We start from the raw sequence: 17,757 nt of genomic DNA, 5'->3' as shown, positions 1-17,757 counted from the left end.
CGGCAAGCATCACGCCCCCTGCGCGAGCGCCTTCACCTGTTCGGCCGACATCGCGCCGCGATGGATGCGGAACTCGTCGATCGTGCCGTTGAAGAACGGATCGCCCGGATACTGCGAACGTCCGAGCCAGTTCTGCGCGGTGTTCCCGATCCGCCAGGGCGCGAAGATGACGTCGTTGGCCGAGCCGATCGCGTTGCCGTTCAGATAGAGCGTCGCGGTCTCGGCCGCGAGCGTGACGGCGACGTGCGCCCATTGTCCCGCCGGCAGTGCCGCGTTGCCGTCGATCGTGCGCTCGCCATGTCCGCCGTTGGTCGTGATCGCGAAGCGCATCGTCCCGCGTGGGCTTGTCGGCGTGACGAACAGATAGCGTCCGGTGCCCGAGCCGAAATCGAAGATGCGCGCCCATGTCTGGCCGCCGCGCCAGTTCACCCACGCCGCGATCGTGATATCCGACACGTCGGCGACGATGTCGTTCGGCAGTGCGACGTAGCCGCTGGAGCCGTCGAGCGACACGGCGTTGCCGATCTTTCCCGTGACGCGCGATGCGCCGCCGGCGAGCGTGCCCGCATGCCCGTTGCCGCTGGTGTCCGCCGCAGTCGCGCCGTCCGTCTCGTCGAAGGTGAGCAGCGTATGCAGTTGCAGTGCCGTTGACGCGGCGGCTTCCGCCGAATTCGCGGATTCGCCGGATGCGGTCTGCGCACTGATCGTGTAGTACCAGACGCCCGCCGTGGGGCTGTCCGTGCAGGTCAGCGAATCGGCGATGCCGCTTGCAACGGTCGTGTACGGGCCGCCCGGAACGGACGCACGCTTGACGTTGTAGCTTGTCGCATTGGCGACGCCCCACCAGGACAGCACGACCTGTCCGGCCGCCGGCCACGCGGTCAGTCCGCTCGGCGCCGTGGCGGGCGCAACGGGGTCGCGTGTGCACGTCAGCGTGCCGTAGCCGAGCTGGTCGTAACCGCCGCTCGCTTCGCCATAGTTGCCGCCGCCGCCCTCGGGCTGGATCGCGCGGGCGAACTTCGCGGACCACGGCGCGGCCAGCCCCTTGCGGTTCACGTAGTGGTTGTAGACGAGCGCCCAGCACGGACGGATCGTCCCCTGGCTGGCGGTCGAGAACTGTGTTTGCGTCACGTCGACGTTCGCGTAGGGCACATACGGCACCGGGAGGAACGTGCCGTCCGGCTGCACGAGGTTCGCCTTCGCGACGTATTCGGCGCCCGCGAGAAAACGGTTGTTGTCGTGGCCGTACAGGTCGATGCCCTGGTTCCACGCCATTTCGCAGATCGCGCCGCCGAGCGCGATGCCGAGCGTGTTGTGCCCCTGGTCGCGGCCCGACTCCTGCCATTGGCCGAGATGGCCGGGATGCAGGTAGTAGACGGCCTGCGCGATCGCGCCGTTGCCGGGCCCGTCGATGAAGTAGTTGACGGCTGCGTCGAACTTCGCGTGGTCGTCGCACAGCACGCCGATCGCCATCATCGATGCGATGTTGCACAGATCCCAATTGGCCCAGTAGTGCGTGATGTCCGTGCCGTTGTGCTGACTCAGGAAGGCTGCGTTGATCGGGTAGAACTTGTCGGCCATCATCGCCTGGAACGCGGCGAAGTCGGCCGCGGCCCAGCCGGGATAGGTGCGCATGATTTCGCCCGCGTTCGCGAATTCGTAGCCGTAGATGCCGGCCGCGAGATCGACGTTCGAGTCGCCCGCGAGGCTCTGCAGCGTCGACGACCACGCGTTCATGATCTCCACGGCCTTGTTCGCATACGCATACGCGGTATTGCCCGAGATCTTCCAGCGCAGCGCGCATGCATAGGCGGCCGCGATGTCCTTGTACAGCACCGGATAGTTCTGCGTGCCGGTACCGCCGCGCGTGACGACGGCCTGCGGGCGCGGCGACCACGACAGCTGCGCATGACTGTTCGCGATCAGCGTGTTCCAGCCCTCGAGCCACGGCGACGCGGCGGCCGCGACCTTCTGCGCCATCCGCTCGAAATCCGCTTGTGTATGCAGCAGGCCCGGATGCGCGAACGCCGCGTTCGTGGCAATGGCCGGGGTGCCTGTCGCCACGCGCGCGAGCGCACGGTTGCCGGCTGCGGCGACAGCGGTGCCGGTCGCGCTCTCGCTTGCCCCCGTCCCGCCGCATGCGGAAAGCGCGAGCGCGCCCATGCTGTAAAGGAACGTGCGCCGGGAAATGCGCGCGCCGGATTCAAGCCGAAGCTGCGAGTCGTTCATGTTGCGTTCGTTCCTTCCGTGACGGGACCCAGCTGAAAAGAGGCAGCGCCCATGCGAAATCAGTCATCGCATGACGACGCGGATTGTACTGGAAGGATCGGCGTTTTTCGATGACAGGTTCGTACCGGTGCGACATATTTTTCGGATAACGATTGTAATGATTTTGTTGATTAACATGATAAGAAAGAGGAAAGAAATGGCGATTGATACGTTTGCGAGATATGATCGTCCCCGGCGGGCGGGTTGGGAACTTTTAAGGGGTGCAAAGCGATAGATTCCCACTATTTAATAGTGTTGTCATACGACCGATGACATGAAAAGGGTTTCAAATCGCGTTGCCCGCCCGCGGGCCGCAGCAGCCTCATGCCGGTGAAGCCACACCGGTATCGCTCGACGAACGAAAAGAACCGGAGAACAACACGATGACGCGCAGGATCGCAGGTCTGGACAAACGGTTGGCACGACACGCGGCGTGGGTCGCGTCGCTCTCGACGCTTGCTTGCGCGGGCGTGGCGACGATGCCGGCCGCTGTCGCGGCGACGACGGTCGGCACGCAGTGGGGCACTGTCAGCGAACCGTCGCTGCCGGCGAGCATCTGCGGCACGGTTGCCGCGCAACTCACGCCGGTCGGCGGTTCGGTCGACACGCTCGACGCGACGGCGTCGACTGCCGAGCACGATACGACACGCATCCAGAACGCGATCGCGCAATGCGCGGCCGGCTCCGCCGTGCACCTGACGGCCGGCGCGAACGGCGAGACCGCGTTCATCAGCGGGCCGCTGACGCTCAAATCGGGCGTGACGCTGTGGATCGACAAGGGCGTCACGCTGTTCGCGTCGCGCAATCCCGCGCTATACGACAACGGCGTCGGCACGTGCGGCACCGCCACCTCCAGCAGCAAGAAATCGTGCAACCCGTTCATCAGCGCATCCGGCACCGCGAACGCGGCGATCGTCGGCGATGGCGTGATCGACGGGCGCGGCGGCAGCGTGCTGACGAGCGGGCCGAATGCGGGCCTGCGCACGTGGTGGGACGTCGCGTACCAGAACAAGACGCAAGGCCTGAACCAGCAGAACCCGCGGCTGCTGGAAGTGAAGGGCGGCAGCCACTTCACGCTGTACCGCATCACGCTGCAGAACTCGCCGAACTTCCACGTCGTGACGAACGGCGTGACCGGCGTCACCGTATGGGGGCTCAAGATCGTCACGCCGAGCGCGGTGTATGCGAGGAGCGGCTACGCGTGCCCGACCGGCACGCAGCCGAACGAGACGACGCCCGCCACCTGCTTCACGCCCGATACGGTCAAGAATACCGACGGCTTCGATCCCGGGCAGTCGAGCCAGGTGCTGCTCGCCTACTCGTACATCAGCACCGGCGACGATCACGTCGCGGTGAAGTCGAGCGCGTCGCCCGGCGTGAAGCAGGTCACGATCGCGCACAACCATTTCTACTACGGCCACGGCATGTCGATCGGCAGCGAAACGAATGCCGGCGTGTCGGACGTCGACGTGCGCGACCTGACGATGGACGGCTTCGACAGCCCGAACGGCAACGGCCTGCGGATCAAGTCGGATGCATCGCGCGGCGGCCTCGTCGACAACGTGCGTTTCCGCCAGGTGTGCATGCGAAACGTTGCGCGACCGCTCGTGTTCGATCCGTTCTACAGCTCGTCGACCGGCACGCTTTATCCGGATTTCACGAACATCACGGTGCAGGACTTCCATTTCACCGGCAGCGCGAAGTTCGGCGGCGGCAAGGTCACGTTCTCGGGCTATGAAGCGAACGGGCAACACTTTCCGCTCGGCATCGCGCTGAACGGCGTCGTGTTCGACGGCACGCAGCCGACGTTCGAGAAGGACACCGCGACGCATTACACGCTCGGGCCGGGCGCGGTGAGTTTCTCCGGCTCGATCGTCACGTCGACGTCGAGCGACGTGACGGTGACGGGCACGCCGGGCACGTCCACGCCATACGACTGCAGCGCCGCGTTCACGACGCTGAAGTCCGTCGCGCCGACCTCGCCGATCTGATCGGGCGGGCCCGCGCGCCATGCGGGCGGATCGCGTGGCGCGCGGCGAACGATCTTGCGCCCGCGCGCATTTTTCCAAAGACCGCGCGACCGTCGGCCGATATCATTCAGGCGCTCGAACACGACACGATCGATCGACGCGCACCGACTCGTGCGCGGCGGGCCCGCCAGGCCGCCAGGCCTCACGACGAAACATGACCGGGCGCGCAGCGCCGGCGCAGCACGACGGAGAGTAGCGAAACGATGGGAACGGCAACAGGTTCGGTGCGACGCGCAATCGCGATCGCGGCCGGGGGAGCGTTGTGCGCGGCGGCCGCTGGCGGCGCGCACGCGCAGGCATCGAAGGCGCAGGCATCGAATGCGACAGCCACGCCGCCGGCCGATGCGGCGGCGATGCTGCCGAAGATCGACGTGACGGGCCAGGCCGGCCGCGCGTCGCTCGGGCTGGTCGGGTTGCGCACCGCGACCGCGACCAGGACCGACACGCCGGTCGCCGAGATTCCGCAGACGACCAACGTCGTGACCGCGCAGCAGATCGAGATGACCGGGGCGACCGACCTGAACCAGGCGTTGCGCTACGTGCCGGGATTTGCGACGTTCGGCGCCGATACCCGCACCGACTGGTATGCAGCGCTGCGCGGCTTCACGCCGACGCTGTACGTCGACGGCGTGCCGGCGCCGAACACGGCGGTCATCGCGAACTGGCGCGTCGATCCTTACACGATCGACTCGATCGCCGTGCTGCGCGGGCCGACGTCGGTGCTGTATGGCGCGGGCGAGCCGGGCGCGCTCGTCGACGCGCACACGAAGCTCGCCGACGGCGAGCGCATCCGTGAAGCCGGCGTGCAGATCGGCGACCATGCGCGCAAGCAAACCATGCTCGACATCGGCGACACGCTCGATCCGGACGGCAGGTATGCGTATCGCTTCGTCGGCGTCGCGCGCGACGGCAATGCCGTGACCGGCCCGAACGCCGATCGGCGCGTCGCGGTGGCGCCGTCGTTTCGCTGGCGGCCGACGGCCGACACGTCGCTGACGGTGTCCGCTTCGTTCCTGCAGGATCACGGCGACATTTCGTCGAACTTCCTCCCGGCCTCGGGCACGGTATTGCCGAACCCGAACGGGCGCCTGTCGCAGGACATCTATATGGGCGACCCGGCGTTCAACGACTACCGGAAGAAACAATGGTCGCTCGGCTATGCGCTCGAGCATCGCGTGAATTCGATCTGGACGCTGCATCAGGACGTGCGCTGGTCGCGGCTGTCGCTCGACGACGCGACGGTGTTCGGCAACGGCCTCGTGCCCGGCAGCACGATGAACATGATGCGGTTCGCCGGGCTGTTCCAGTTGAACTACAGCCGGCTCGACATCGACAATCGCGCGCAGGCGCGCTTCGCCACCGGCCCGCTCGAGCACACGCTGCTGCTCGGCCTGCAGTTCGACCGGCAGACGACGACCAACAGCGTGTGGCTTGCGCTCGCGCCGTCGCTCAACCTGTACCACCCGGTCTATCGCCCCGTGACGGCCGCGATCTTCTCCGGGCGGACGTCGCTCGGGCATGTCGATCAATACACGGCGATGAATGCGTTCGGTGCGTACGCGCAGGACCAGATCCGCTGGAACCGCTGGACGCTGACGCTCGGTGGCCGCGAGGACCGCGTGAACGCGCGCTTCGACGACCGGGCGGCCCGCACGGGCACGCAGCAGGACGTCAGTGCATTTTCCGGGCGCGTCGGGCTCACCTATCAGGGCGACGCGGGACTCTCGCCCTACGTGAGCCATTCGACGTCGTTCGACCCGGTGATCGGCGTGCGGATGGCCGGCGGCGGCCTGCCGAAACCAACGCGCGGCACGCAGACCGAAGCCGGGCTGCGCTGGCAGCCGCCCGGCCGGAACCTGATGCTCACCGCGGCCGTGTACCAGATCGACCAGACCAACGTCGTGACGCCGGCGCCGCCGAATCTCGACCCGACCGGTACGTCGTCCGTGCAGACCGGCAAGGTGCGTTCGCGCGGCATCGAACTGAGCGCGCTCGGGAAGGTGACACGCGAGCTGTCGATCGTCGCGTCGTACGTCTATCAGGACGTCAAGAACGTGCAGGCGAACGATGCATCGCTGAACAACTGGCCGGTGTCCGTGCCGCTGCCGCGGCAGATGGCGTCGCTGTGGACGGACTGGACCTGGCACACCGGCGCGCTGTCGGGCCTCGGGATCGGCGCCGGGGTGCGCTACCAGAGCGCGTCGGCCGGTGCGCCGGACAACTCGCTGACGGTGCCGAGCACCACGCTGTACGATCTGGCGATGCACTACGAACTGCGTCACTGGCGATTCGCGCTGAATGTCGCGAACCTGTTCGACCGGCGCTACGTCAGCGGCTGCACGTCGTACGCGGTGTGCGTGTTCGGCAACGAGCGGACGGTGCTGGCGAGCGCGAAATACAACTGGTAGCCGCAGCCGCCATGCCGGTCGCGACTACGCATCGCGCTGCGGTTCCCGGGCGCCATCACGCCCGGCCGCATGGCGCTGTCGCCGCCATTCGGTCGGCGTGATGCCGAACCGTTCGCGAAACGCGGTGGCGAAATTCGCCGGCGTGGAAAAGCCGATCTCCTTCGCGATGCTCGCAATGCTGAGCGACGTCGTATCCAGCAGATCCTGCGCGATCCGCAGGCGCTCGTGCCGCAGATATTCGAACACCGTTTGCCCGAGTCTGTCGCGAAACGCGCGTGAGAGCCGCTTCTCGTGCGTGCCGACCGCGCGAGCCAGTTGCTCGACCGTCGGCGGGTCGTTCAGCGTGCGCGACAGATGGCGAATGGCCGCGCGCACGATGATGTCGTCGTCCTTGCCGGTCGCGAACGGATCGTGCGCGGCCGGCACATCCTTCGGCAATGGCCGTTCCGTCCGCGCGAGCTGCACGCGTATTCGCGCGAGGACTTCGGCTGGTTCGAACGGCTTCACCACATAATCGACGCCGCCGATTTCGAGCCCTTCGACGCGCTCGTGCAACTCGCCGGCCACCGTCAGGAAAATGACGGGGATCGCGCTCGTCAGCGGATCGGCCGCAAGCCGCCGGCACGCGGTGAAACCGTCCATGCGCGGCATCCGGACATCCATCAGGACCAGATCGGGCACGAGTGCCTGCGCGCGCTGGCACGCCTGCACGCCGTCGAATGCGATGCTGATCCGGCATCCGGTGCTGCGCAGGATGTCGATCAGCAAACGGAGCTGGTCGGGCTGATCGTCGACGATCAGGATATGGGCATTGTTCAATGCGGCGATCGATGGCGACATCGGGTACCTGTTCAGGGAAGGCTGCGGGCAGCGTTCCTGCGCGGGGGCGATTCCGGTTCGGGAAAATCGTCGGAAGCCGCGACATGACTTCACGAAAACGCATGGCACGCTCGCATCGACAAGCGGACTTCGCCGGACTGCACGGCAGGCAGTATGTCGGCGCATGACTCGGCGTTGTTTCTTTTGATCACTGAGCCGATAAAGGGGCGGATGATTGCCGCTGCCGGAATCGATGCGAGCGGAATTGTAGGGGGATATTCCGATTCTCGCTAGAGTGGCGATCTCTATTATTTGGATGCAAGTCGGGGCTGGTGTTGAATCGATTTTGGTTTCTTTGAGATTTTTTGCGAAATTGCTTTTAATCCCGGTGCGCTCCAGCAAAGTGTTCGTCCGTCCGGGAAAACATTTTTATTAAGTGTGGCAATACGAAATCGTTTGCGCGATGGGTGTTTTTAATCTAACTCATTGAAAATACTGGATTTTGCAATCTATAAACAATGCCGCCTTCTCTAATGCCGGGGCGTGTCCCATAATTCGTCAGAACTTTGGATGACGGATGGATTCGACGGGTTGGGCATCCGGAAAACCATGGCGGACGTTGCAGGATTCGAGTCCGGTGCATCAATTGACGTGTGCGCGGACGAGTATTCGGCACGACGTTCCTCGCATCCGCATTATCGACGCGAACGAAACCGCGTTCGTTGAAAAGCGATCGCGACGCAATTCGTTCGCGTGCGGCAGATGAAATAAAAGAGACGGGGTTGGTCGCGCCTCGCGCGACATCCAGTTCGGAATGTCAATGACAGCGGGTTGACTCGCGAGAATCAGCCGGGGGTGCGCTCGCCCATGGCTATCACTTCGCATTCCTAATGTTCTGATCGATTGAACGGCGCGCGCCGTTGATGGAGCGCTGCGCCTGGGGCAGCACGTTCCGCACCGAAGTCGCATTTGAAGTCGAAGCCGTGAGTAAACGTAAGTAGTCCGTATTCAAACCAGAAGCCACAAAACGGAGCAAAAAATGCAGAGGAACCAGATTTCGGCGCTCGTCGCCGCGATGTTCGCAAGCGCAGGTGTGCTGGTCGCGGGGGCCGCGCACGCGGACAACTTCGTCGATCGAGGCAACCCGGACAACGCGCTGAACGGGCAATGCATCGACGGCACGAACCCGTTGTGTGTCGCGACGAAGAGCGGGACATACGTCGCGACGAGCAGCACCAACTTCACGTCCGGCACGAATGCGAAGGCCGGCTCCAGCGGCATCGCGATCGGCGACCAGTCGAATGCGGGCAGCCAGGGCGGCTCCGGCAGCGGCGGCGGAATTGCGATCGGCGTCGGCGCGCAGGCGCTCGCGAACTCGGCCACGGCGATCGGCACGGTAGCCGTCGCGCAAGGCAATACGGCGCTCGCGATGGGGCGTCAGTCTGCCGCGATCGGCGATTACTCGATGGCACTCGGCAACGTTGCCGATGCGCATGGCACGAGCTCGATCGCACTCGGCCACTCGGCGCTGGCCAGCGGCGATCGCTCGATTGCGATCGGCGGCGCGAATCCGACCACGAGCGACGGCGTGTCGAACGGTGCATCCTACGATGCCGCGACGCAGACGCGGGCGGGCGGCACGCAGTCCGTCGCGATCGGTGCCGGCGCACAAACGAACGACAACAACCAGGTCGCGATCGGCTCGGGCAGCGTCGGCGCGAACAACGGCGGTACGCCGGTATTCGGCGGCACGGCTGCACCGGTTGGCGGTGCGGTCTCGTTCGGCTCGCTCGGCCACGAGCGCCAGATCAGGAACGTCGCGGCGGGCGCGGCCGATACGGACGCCGTGAACGTCCAGCAGCTGAAGAACGTGAACAGCACGCTCAGCACGGGCATCGCCAACGTCGACGCACGTGTGACGTCGGTCGGCGATACGCTGTCGACGTCGATCGCGAACGTCGACCAGCGCGTGACCAGCGTCGGCAACAGCCTCAGCACGAGCATCGTGACGGCGACGCAGAACGTCGTCAAATACACCGACGATTCGCATGCCGCGATCGCGCTCGACGGCGGCAACGGCACGACGATCAGCGGTGTCGCGGCCGGTGTCGCCGATACGGACGCGGTCAACGTCGGCCAGCTGAAGGGCAGCGTCGCACCGCTGCAGACGTCGCTGTCGACGGCCGCCGCGAACATCACGAACCTGCGGAATGACGTGACCGGCCTTGGCGCGTCGCTGAGCACGGCCGCGTCGAACATCGGCGGCCTGCAGGCGGCCGATGCGCGCAATGTGAAGTACGATGGCCCGAGCGGCTTCGACTCGGTCACGTTCGCCGGTCCGAACGGCACGACGCTGCACAACGTCGCGGACGGCAAGGAGGCGCACGACGCGGTCAACGTCGGGCAATTGGGCAGCGGCTTCGCGTCGCTCAGCACGAGCGTGACCAACAGCGTCAGCACGACGATCGGCAACCTGAGCACGTCGATCACGAACCAGATCGGCAACGCGACGAAGAACGCGGTGCAGTACGACGACGATGCGCATGGCGGCGTCACGCTCGGCGGCCAGGGCGCGCCGGCACCCGTCGGCCTGCACAACGTCGCGGACGGCGTCGCCGCGAGCGACGCGGTGAACGTCGGCCAGCTCGGCAAGGCGACCGACACGCTGAACCAGTCGATCGCCAACGTCGGCAACAGCGTGACGAAGCTCGGCGACCAGGTGACGACGAACACCGGCAATATCGCGGCGCTGCAGCAGGATGCGCTGCAATGGAACGCGAGCCTCGGCACCTACGACGCGAGCCACGGCGGCAACGGCCCGCAACGCATCGGCAACCTCGCTGCCGGCCAGAACGGCACCGACGCGGTCAACGTCGACCAGCTGAAAGCGGCGGTTCACGACGGCACGAGCCAGCTCGACGCGCTCGCCGTGAAGTACGACGACGCCAGCAAGCGGCAGGTCTCGCTAGGCGCGGGCAACGGCGGGACGCCGGTGCGCGTGACCAACGTCGCGGAAGGCGGCGTGTCGCCCGGCAGCACGGATGCGGTAAACGGCGCGCAGTTGCGCCGTACGATCGACGGTACGGCAGCCGCGCTCGGCGGCGGTGCGACCGCGAATACGGATGGCTCGATCACGGCGCCGTCCTACAAGGTCGGTGGCGGCTCGTTCAACAACGTCGGCGACGCGCTGACGAACCTCGATGGCCGCGTCGGCAGCAATACGACGACGCTCGAGAACCACGAAACGCGGATCGGCAACGCCGAAACCAACATTGCAGGCAATACCACCGCGATCACCGGGTTGCAGAAGGATGCGCTGCAGTTCGACCCGACGCTCGGCGCCTACAGCGCCGCACGCGGCGGCGCGCCGACGAAGCTGACCAGCGTCGCCGACGGCAACGTCGCCGCCGCCAGCACGGACGCGGTGAACGGCGGCCAGTTGTACGGCGCGAAGTCCGACCTCGAGCAGCAGATCACGCAGGTGTCGAACCAGACGGGCGAGGCCGTGAAGAACGTCGTCAAGTACGACGTCGACGGCAACGGCAATCGGCTGAATTCGGTGTCGCTGATCGGCGGCAACCCGAACGCGTCGGTCGTGCTGAAGAACGTCGCGGCCGGTACCGACGATACGGATGCGGTGAACGTGAAGCAGCTGAAGTCGGTGCAGTCGAACCTCGACCAGCTCGGCGCGCTCGCGGTGCAGTACGACGATGCGTCGAAGGGCTCGATCACGCTCGGCGGCGCGGGCGGCACGCGCATCACCAACGTGAAGGCTGGCACGCTCGGCGCGACCAGCACGGATGCGGTGAACGGCTCGCAGCTCTACGCGACCAACCAGCAGGTGTCGAAGAACACGACCGATATCGCGAACCTGCAGGACAACGTGACCAACATCGCGAACGGCAAGGCCGGGCTCGTGCAGCAGCAGGACCCGAACGGCACGATCACGGTCGGCAAGGACTCGGGCGGCACCCGCGTGGACTTCTCCGGCACGGCGGGCGACCGCGTGCTGACCGGTGTCGCGGCGGGTGTGAACGCCAACGACGCGGTCAACATGGCGCAGTTCAACGACGCGCTGAAGACCGCGGCGGCGAACGACAAGGTCCGCGCGGCGGCGACGGACGCGAACTCGACGTGGATCGCGCGTGCCGATGCGGGTTCGATCGGCTCGACGGCGACGGCAACCGGCAAGAATGCGGTGGCGGTCGGCCAGGGTTCGGTTGCGGATCGCGACAATTCGTTCTCGGTCGGCGCGAAGGGCAGCGAGCGTCAGATTACGAATGTGGCGGCCGGCACGGCGCCGACCGACGCGGTGAACGTGCAGCAGCTGAACGACAACCTCAATGCCGCGTCGACGCAGGCGAAAGGCTACACCGACCAGCGGATCGGGCAGGTGTACAACGCGTTCAACGACCTGAAGAAGGACATGTACGGCGGCGTGGCGTCGGCGATGGCGGTGGCCGGCTTGCCGCAGCCGACGGGGGCCGGGCGCTCGATGGTGTCGGCGGCGACCTCGAACTATCACGGGCAGCAAGGGTTCGCGGCCGGGTATTCGTACGTGACGGAGAGCAATCGCTGGGTCGTCAAGGCATCGGTGACGGGCAATGCGCGGTCGGATTTCGGCGCGGTGGTCGGGGCGGGTTATCAGTTCTGACGCAGCGCGAAGCCGGTTGAACGTCGGGGGGCGGGGCATGCGGACGAGGCGCGACGCGTCCCGCACCTTCGACGACTACGGGGCCCCGCGGACGGCATGCCGACCGCGGGGCCCTGTCATTCATTTGCCGGGACCGGTTGCGCGCCGGTCGAAGGCCACCGCCGGCTGCACGACGCCGGCGCCCCACGCCTGCGCCGGCCGTGCGACGTGAAGCGTGTCGAGCAACTGCCCCATCCCGGCGAACACGCGGTATGCGCTCGCCACTTCCGCATACTGGCCGCTGATGTAATCGATGCGCGCGCTGTAATACTCGTTCTCCGCGTTGAGCAGGTCGAGCAGCGAACGTTGACCGATGCCGAACTGCAACAGGTACGCTTCGCGCGTCGACGCGCTGGAATCGACGTACTGCTTGAGCACGACCAGCCGGTCGCGTGCGGTGACGTACGCGTTGTAGGCGTGCGATTCGCTTTCCGCGATCTCGAGGCGCGTGCGGTTCCGGTCTTCCTCTGCTTCCCGGATCTGCGCATGCGCTTCGCCGATTCGAGCCTTGTCGGCGCCGCCCTGGAACAGGTTGTAGCGCAGCCGCAGCATCACGCGGCGGTCGTTCGTCGGACCGAGCACGCCGTCACGGTCATGGCTCGCGCTGAGTTCCAGGTCGACGCGCGGCCATAGTGCGGCCTTCGCCACGTCATATTGCGCATTGGCCTGGGCGACGTCCGCATCGGCGGCTCCGAGGGACGGGTGGTTCGCCAGCGCCGTATCCAGGGCGAATCGTTCCGTCTGCGGCAGCGCGGCTTCCGGCGCGACCGGCTTGACGAGCACATCCGGTGGCACGCCCACCAGCCGGGCGTAGGCCACTTCGGCGTCTTTCAGGTTGCTTTGCTCGGACCGCAAGTTGTCCTGGGCGAGCGCCAGCCGGCTTTCCGCCTGGTAAAGATCGGCGCGTCGGCCGACGCCGCGGTCGCTGCGCAGCTGGATCTGATCGTGGATCCGGCGGTGGGATTCCAGATTGTCGGTGGCGGCGGCGACCGTTTCCTGGCGCCGCAGGACTTCCAGGTACGCGCCCACCACGCGTAGTGCCACATCCTCCGACGTGGACGCGACGCGATTCGCGGACGAGTCGATGCGTGCCCGCTGCCGGGCCACTTCGCTCCGGACCGCGAAACCGTCGAACAGCATTTGCGACAACGTGACGCTGGCCGTCCGGTGCGTGAATGTCGTCCGGTTCAGACCGAGCAGACGCGTTTCGACATCGTCGCGCTGCTCCTTGCCGATCGCCGCGTCGACGTCCACGCGAGGCAGGTAGCCGGCCCGCGCGTGCTTCAGGCCCTGATCCGCCGCTTCGCGGTTGTATGTCGTGGCAAGGACCTCGGGGTTGGTCCGGATCGCCTGCTCGACCGCTTCCTGCAGGCTTTGCGCGGCGGCGGGCGCGGCGGCGGGCGCGGCGGTGCCCGCGAGCGCCGACGCGAATGCGAGCACGGCAAGCAGAGGACGCATTTTGTTCATGATCGGCTCAAACCTCCTGCACGTGGGGCAGCGGCGGCGGGACGTAAGTGATTACGGTGCCGCTGCCCTGATCGTGTGCGAGCTGGAAGCTGCCGCCCGACAGATTGACCTGAAGCGCGACCTGCGCGGTGTGGGTGCCGTCGCTGACCGTGAGCGTGCCGCCCGTTCCCGCGTCGTTGGCCGTGAAGCTCAGCGTCGTGTGATCGCCGAACAGCACGTCGGTCAGGTCGAGCGCGTCGCCGGCGCCGAAACCGCTGACCGTACCGGTGAAGCCGGCGGACTGATCCAGCTTGAGCGTCCCCGCGGCGCCGTCGGCGAACGTCGTGTTTTCCGCGGACGCGCCGCCGAACTCGAGCGTCGCGGCGCCGCTGATCGTCGCGCTGCCGGCGCCCGTCACGTCGCCGTGGATCGTCAGGTTGCCGTTGTTGGCCCACAGGTTGCCCGTATTGGTCACCGCGCTTTCGATCACGAGGCCGCCGCTGCCCGTGGCTTCGAGCGTGCCGGCATTGGCGACGGCGTGCGTGCCCGTGTCGATGACGAGCGCGTTGGCGCCGTCGGCGACGATCGTTCCTTCGTTGACGAGCGTCAGTTGGCCGGCGCCGAGCTGGCCGGCGCCCGCGATCGTGTTGTCGACGTTCACGAGCGTTGCATCAGGCGTGCTGCCGAACACGACATTGTGGCTGTCGTCGGACAGCGTCACGTGTCCGCCGCCTTCCAGCGTCGCGCTCTTCGCGAGGATTTCGAAGCGGGTGATGTCGCCGGTCGAACCGAGTGCGATCGTGCCCGTGTTCTCCACGGTCCCGCCGATCGGCAGCATCGCACCGTCGTTCACCGTCATGATGCCGGCGTTCTGCACGACCGGTTCCTGGTCGAACACGAAGTTGTTGCTGGTGAGGTCGGCCGAATGAATGCCCGTCACCGTGATGGTCGCGCCGTCGCCCAGTGTGAGCACCGCATTGCCGTTGGCGTCGTCTGCCAAATGCGCCTGGACGTCGCTGAAGTTTGCGATGCCCGTGAAGCCCACGAGATCGATCTTGTCGGCGGCGAGGTCGAACGTGTGCAGCGTGTCGTTGCCGATCGGCTGCGAGAGGACGAACAGGTCGTGGCCGGCGGATCCCGTCAGCTGGTCGTCGCCCGACCACGCGAAGATCGGTGCGTTGGCCGCGTACGCTTCGACGTTGTCCGCGATCGTGGCGGCTGCGTGACTGCCGTCCGCGGCCGTCCAGGTTTCGGTCACCGTGAGCACGGTGGCGCCGGTGAAGGAGGTGGGCGGCGTGACGGTGAGCGCGCCGAGGTCGTTCGTCGGCACGAGCCATGCACCGTTGCCGAGGTCGGTGCCGGCATTCAGCGTCCAGCCGGACGGGATGCCGGCGATCGTCACCGCGAGATCGGACGCGTGGCCGGACGGATCGGCGAGCGCCAGGTTGATTTCCGATCCGGCGAACCCGGCGGGCGCCACGTGGGTGGACGAGCGCGAGTTGCCCGCCGTGTCCCACTCGGTCACGGTGACGGAGTCCTTGTTGAGATTGAGGCTCTGTTGCGAGAGGGTCCAGGTTCCGGCGGTTTGCTGCGTGGCGGTGTAATCGGCATTGGTCGTGTTGTCGTGGACCAGGACCTTCCACACGTCGGACGTGTCGGTGGTGGTGGTCAGCGTGTGGCCGGCGAATTGCCATGACAGCGTCGACGGCGCGGTGGTGTCGAGCGTGAAGCTGAAGCTCGTGGCGTTCGAGATATTGCCCGCGATGTCGATCTGACGGACTTGCACGTTGTTCACGCCTTCGACGGCGCTGAAGCTGGTGTTCCAATGCGAGCCGTTGTCGACGCTGTACTGCACGGTGGCGCCGGTTTCGATGCCTGAGACGTTCAGCGTGCCGATGTTGGTGATGTGGTCGGTGGTGCTGCTGCCGGAGTCGGTGGTCAGCGCAACGCCGGGTGCAGCGGCTGACGTATCGAGCGTGAAGCTGAAGGACGTGGTCGAGGACGTGTTGCCTGCGACGTCGATCTGCCGAACCTGCACATTGTTCAATCCTTCGACGGCGCTGAAGTTCGTGCTCCAATGCGAGCCGTTGTCGACGCTGTATTGCACGGTGGCGCCGGTTTCGATGCCTGAGACGTTCAGCGTGCCGACGTTGGTGATGTGGTCGGTGGTGCTGCTGCCGGAGTCGGTGGTCAGCGCAACGCCGGGTGCAGCGGCTGACGTATCGAGCGTGAAGCTGAAGGACGTGGGTGCCGATGTATTGCCGGCGACATCGATCTGCCGAACCTGCACATTGTTCAACCCTTCGACGGCGCTGAAGCTGGTGTTCCAATGCGAACCGTTGTCGACGCTGTATTGCACGGTGGCGCCGGTTTCGATGCCAGTGACGTCGAGCGTACCGACGTTGGTGATGTGGTCGGTGGCGCTGCTACCGGAATCGGTGGTCAGTGCAACGCCGGGTGCAGCGGCCGAAGTATCGAGCGTGAAGCTGAAGGACGTGGGCGCCGATGTGTTGCCCGCAATATCGGTTTGCCGGACCTGTACGTCATTCGTGCCATCGACGGCGTTGAAACTGGTGTTCCAGGTATGGCCGCCGTCCGTCGAGTATTCGACGATGGCGCCGGTTTCGACACTAGTGAGATTCAGCGTACCAACATTGGTGATGTGATCTGTGGCGCTGCTACCGGAATCGGTGGTCAGCGCAACGCCGGGTGCAGCAGCCGAGGTATCGAGTGTGAAACCGAAAGACGTGGCCGACGATATGTTGCCCGCGACGTCGATCTGTCGGACTTGCACGTTGTTCACGCCTTCGACGGCGCTGAAGCTGGTGCTCCAATGCGAACCGTTGTCGACGCTGTACTGCACGATGGCGCCGGTTTCGATGCCAGTGACGTTGAGCGTGCCGACGTTAGAGATGTGGTCGGTGGCGCTGCTGCCGGAATCGGTCGTCAGCGCGACGCTGGGCGCAGCCGCCGAGGTGTCGAGCGTGAAGCTGAGCGAAGTCGGGTCCGACGTGTTGCCTGCGATATCGGTCTGCCGGACCTGTACGTCGTTCACGCCTTCGACGGCGTTGAAGCTGGTGTTCCAGGTATGGCCGCCGTCGGTCGAGTATTCGACAACTGCGCCAGTTTCGACACCGGTGAGATTCAACGTGCCGACGTTGGTGATGTGGTCGGTGGAACTGCTGCCGGAATCGGTGGTCAACGCGATACCGGGCGCAGTGGCCGAGGTATCGAGCGTGAAGCTGAACGAGGTCGGATTCGACGTGTTGCCTGCGACGTCGGTTTGCCGAACCTGTACGTCGTTCGTGCCTTCGACGGCGTTGAAGCTGGTGTTCCAGGTATGGCCGCCGTCGGTCGAGTATTCGATAACTGCGCCAGTTTCAACGCCGGATACGTTGAGTGTGCCGACATTGGTGACGTGGTCGGTGGCGCTGCTGCCGGAATCGGTGGTCAACGCAACGCCGGGTGCAGCGGCCGAGGTGTCGAGCGTGAAGCTGAGCGAAGTCGGGTTCGACGTGTTGCCTGCGACGTCGGTTTGCCGAACCTGTATATCGTTCGTGCCTTCGACGGCGTTGAAGCTGGTGTTCCAAGTATGGCCGCCGTCGGTCGAGTATTCGATAACTGCGCCAGTCTCAACTCCGGATACGTTGAGTGTGCCGACATTGGTGATGTGGTCAGCGGCGCTGCTGCCGGAGTCGGTCGTCAACGCAACACCGGGCGCGGCGGACGAGGTGTCGAGCGTGAAGCTGAGCGAAGTCGGGTTCGACGTGTTGCCTGCGACATCGGTCTGCCGAACCTGTACGTCATTCACGCCTTCGACGGCGTTGAAGCTGGTGTTCCAGGTATGGCCGCCGTCGGTCGAGTATTCGACAACTGCACCAGTTTCAACGCCGGATACGTTGAGTGTGCCGACATTGGTGATGTGGTCGGCGGCGCTGCTGCCGGAGTCGGTGGTCAACGCAACGCCGGGCGCAGCAGCCGAGGTATCGAGCGTGAAGCTGAGCGAAGTCGGATCGGACGTGTTGCCTGCGACATCGGTCTGCCGAACCTGTACGTCATTCACGCCTTCGACGGCGTTGAAGCTGGTGTTCCA

General features: G+C 65.7%; 8 protein-coding genes. 4 read left to right on the top strand and 4 right to left on the bottom strand.

Going from position 1 to position 17,757, the window contains the following annotated elements:
* Positions 1-9 precede the first annotated feature (9 nt).
* Positions 10-2,229 carry a LamG-like jellyroll fold domain-containing protein gene (locus tag DIE22_RS11140; protein ID WP_124497455.1) on the bottom strand — a complete coding sequence of 740 codons (2,220 nt, stop codon included), beginning with the start codon at positions 2,227-2,229 and terminating at the stop codon, positions 10-12.
* A gap of 422 nt (positions 2,230-2,651) precedes the next feature.
* On the opposite strand from DIE22_RS11140, the gene DIE22_RS11135 reads away from it, so the two are divergent.
* Together DIE22_RS11135 and DIE22_RS11130 are read left to right on the top strand one after the other, a co-directional pair.
* Positions 2,652-4,259: a glycoside hydrolase family 28 protein gene (locus tag DIE22_RS11135; protein ID WP_260426650.1), complete on the top strand. Its 1,608-nt coding sequence runs from the start codon at positions 2,652-2,654 to the stop codon at positions 4,257-4,259.
* 242 nt (positions 4,260-4,501) lie between these two features.
* The gene (locus tag DIE22_RS11130) at positions 4,502-6,706 is read left to right on the top strand and encodes a TonB-dependent siderophore receptor (protein ID WP_124605088.1); all 2,205 of its coding nucleotides are present in this window, start codon (positions 4,502-4,504) and stop codon (positions 6,704-6,706) included.
* Positions 6,707-6,730: 24 nt separating this feature from the next.
* Here DIE22_RS11130 and DIE22_RS11125 read toward each other — a convergent pair whose 3' ends face one another.
* Entirely contained in the window at positions 6,731-7,546 is an 816-nt protein-coding gene (locus tag DIE22_RS11125) for a response regulator (RefSeq protein ID WP_124605181.1), read from the bottom strand.
* 1,018 nt (positions 7,547-8,564) lie between these two features.
* On the opposite strand from DIE22_RS11125, the gene DIE22_RS11120 reads away from it, so the two are divergent.
* Complete coding sequence (locus DIE22_RS11120; protein WP_124605087.1) at positions 8,565-12,179, top strand: YadA family autotransporter adhesin; 3,615 nt, start codon at positions 8,565-8,567, stop codon at positions 12,177-12,179.
* A 120-nt stretch (positions 12,180-12,299) separates the two neighbouring features.
* Here the strand turns inward: DIE22_RS11120 and DIE22_RS11115 are convergent, their stop codons facing one another.
* Both DIE22_RS11115 and DIE22_RS11110 read right to left on the bottom strand, forming a co-directional pair.
* The gene (locus tag DIE22_RS11115) at positions 12,300-13,685 is read right to left on the bottom strand and encodes a TolC family outer membrane protein (RefSeq protein WP_124605086.1); all 1,386 of its coding nucleotides are present in this window, start codon (positions 13,683-13,685) and stop codon (positions 12,300-12,302) included.
* A gap of 7 nt (positions 13,686-13,692) precedes the next feature.
* Positions 13,693-16,866: a beta strand repeat-containing protein gene (locus tag DIE22_RS11110; RefSeq protein WP_260426655.1), complete on the bottom strand. Its 3,174-nt coding sequence runs from the start codon at positions 16,864-16,866 to the stop codon at positions 13,693-13,695.
* Between DIE22_RS11110 and DIE22_RS39300 the strand changes: the two genes are divergently transcribed.
* The coding region (locus DIE22_RS39300) for a hypothetical protein (RefSeq protein ID WP_409410185.1) at positions 16,838-17,757 on the top strand (920 nt) is incomplete at its 3' end. The genes DIE22_RS11110 and DIE22_RS39300 overlap by 29 nt on opposite strands.

It is taken from the genome of Burkholderia sp. Bp9142 (assembly GCF_003853415.1).
GTDB lineage: Bacteria > Pseudomonadota > Gammaproteobacteria > Burkholderiales > Burkholderiaceae > Burkholderia.
Note: the sequence above shows the minus strand (reverse complement) of the source record. Positions and strands in the feature narration are given on the sequence as shown.

Coding starts and splice junctions, on each gene's coding strand:
- DIE22_RS11130 (WP_124605088.1), top strand. CDS start 4,502: ATGGGAACGGCAACAGGTTCGGTGCGACGCGCAATCGCGATCGCGGCC.
- DIE22_RS11120 (WP_124605087.1), top strand. CDS start 8,565: ATGCAGAGGAACCAGATTTCGGCGCTCGTCGCCGCGATGTTCGCAAGC.
- DIE22_RS11125 (WP_124605181.1), bottom strand. CDS start 7,546: ATGTCGCCATCGATCGCCGCATTGAACAATGCCCATATCCTGATCGTC.
- DIE22_RS11140 (WP_124497455.1), bottom strand. CDS start 2,229: ATGAACGACTCGCAGCTTCGGCTTGAATCCGGCGCGCGCATTTCCCGG.
- DIE22_RS11135 (WP_260426650.1), top strand. CDS start 2,652: ATGACGCGCAGGATCGCAGGTCTGGACAAACGGTTGGCACGACACGCG.
- DIE22_RS11115 (WP_124605086.1), bottom strand. CDS start 13,685: ATGAACAAAATGCGTCCTCTGCTTGCCGTGCTCGCATTCGCGTCGGCG.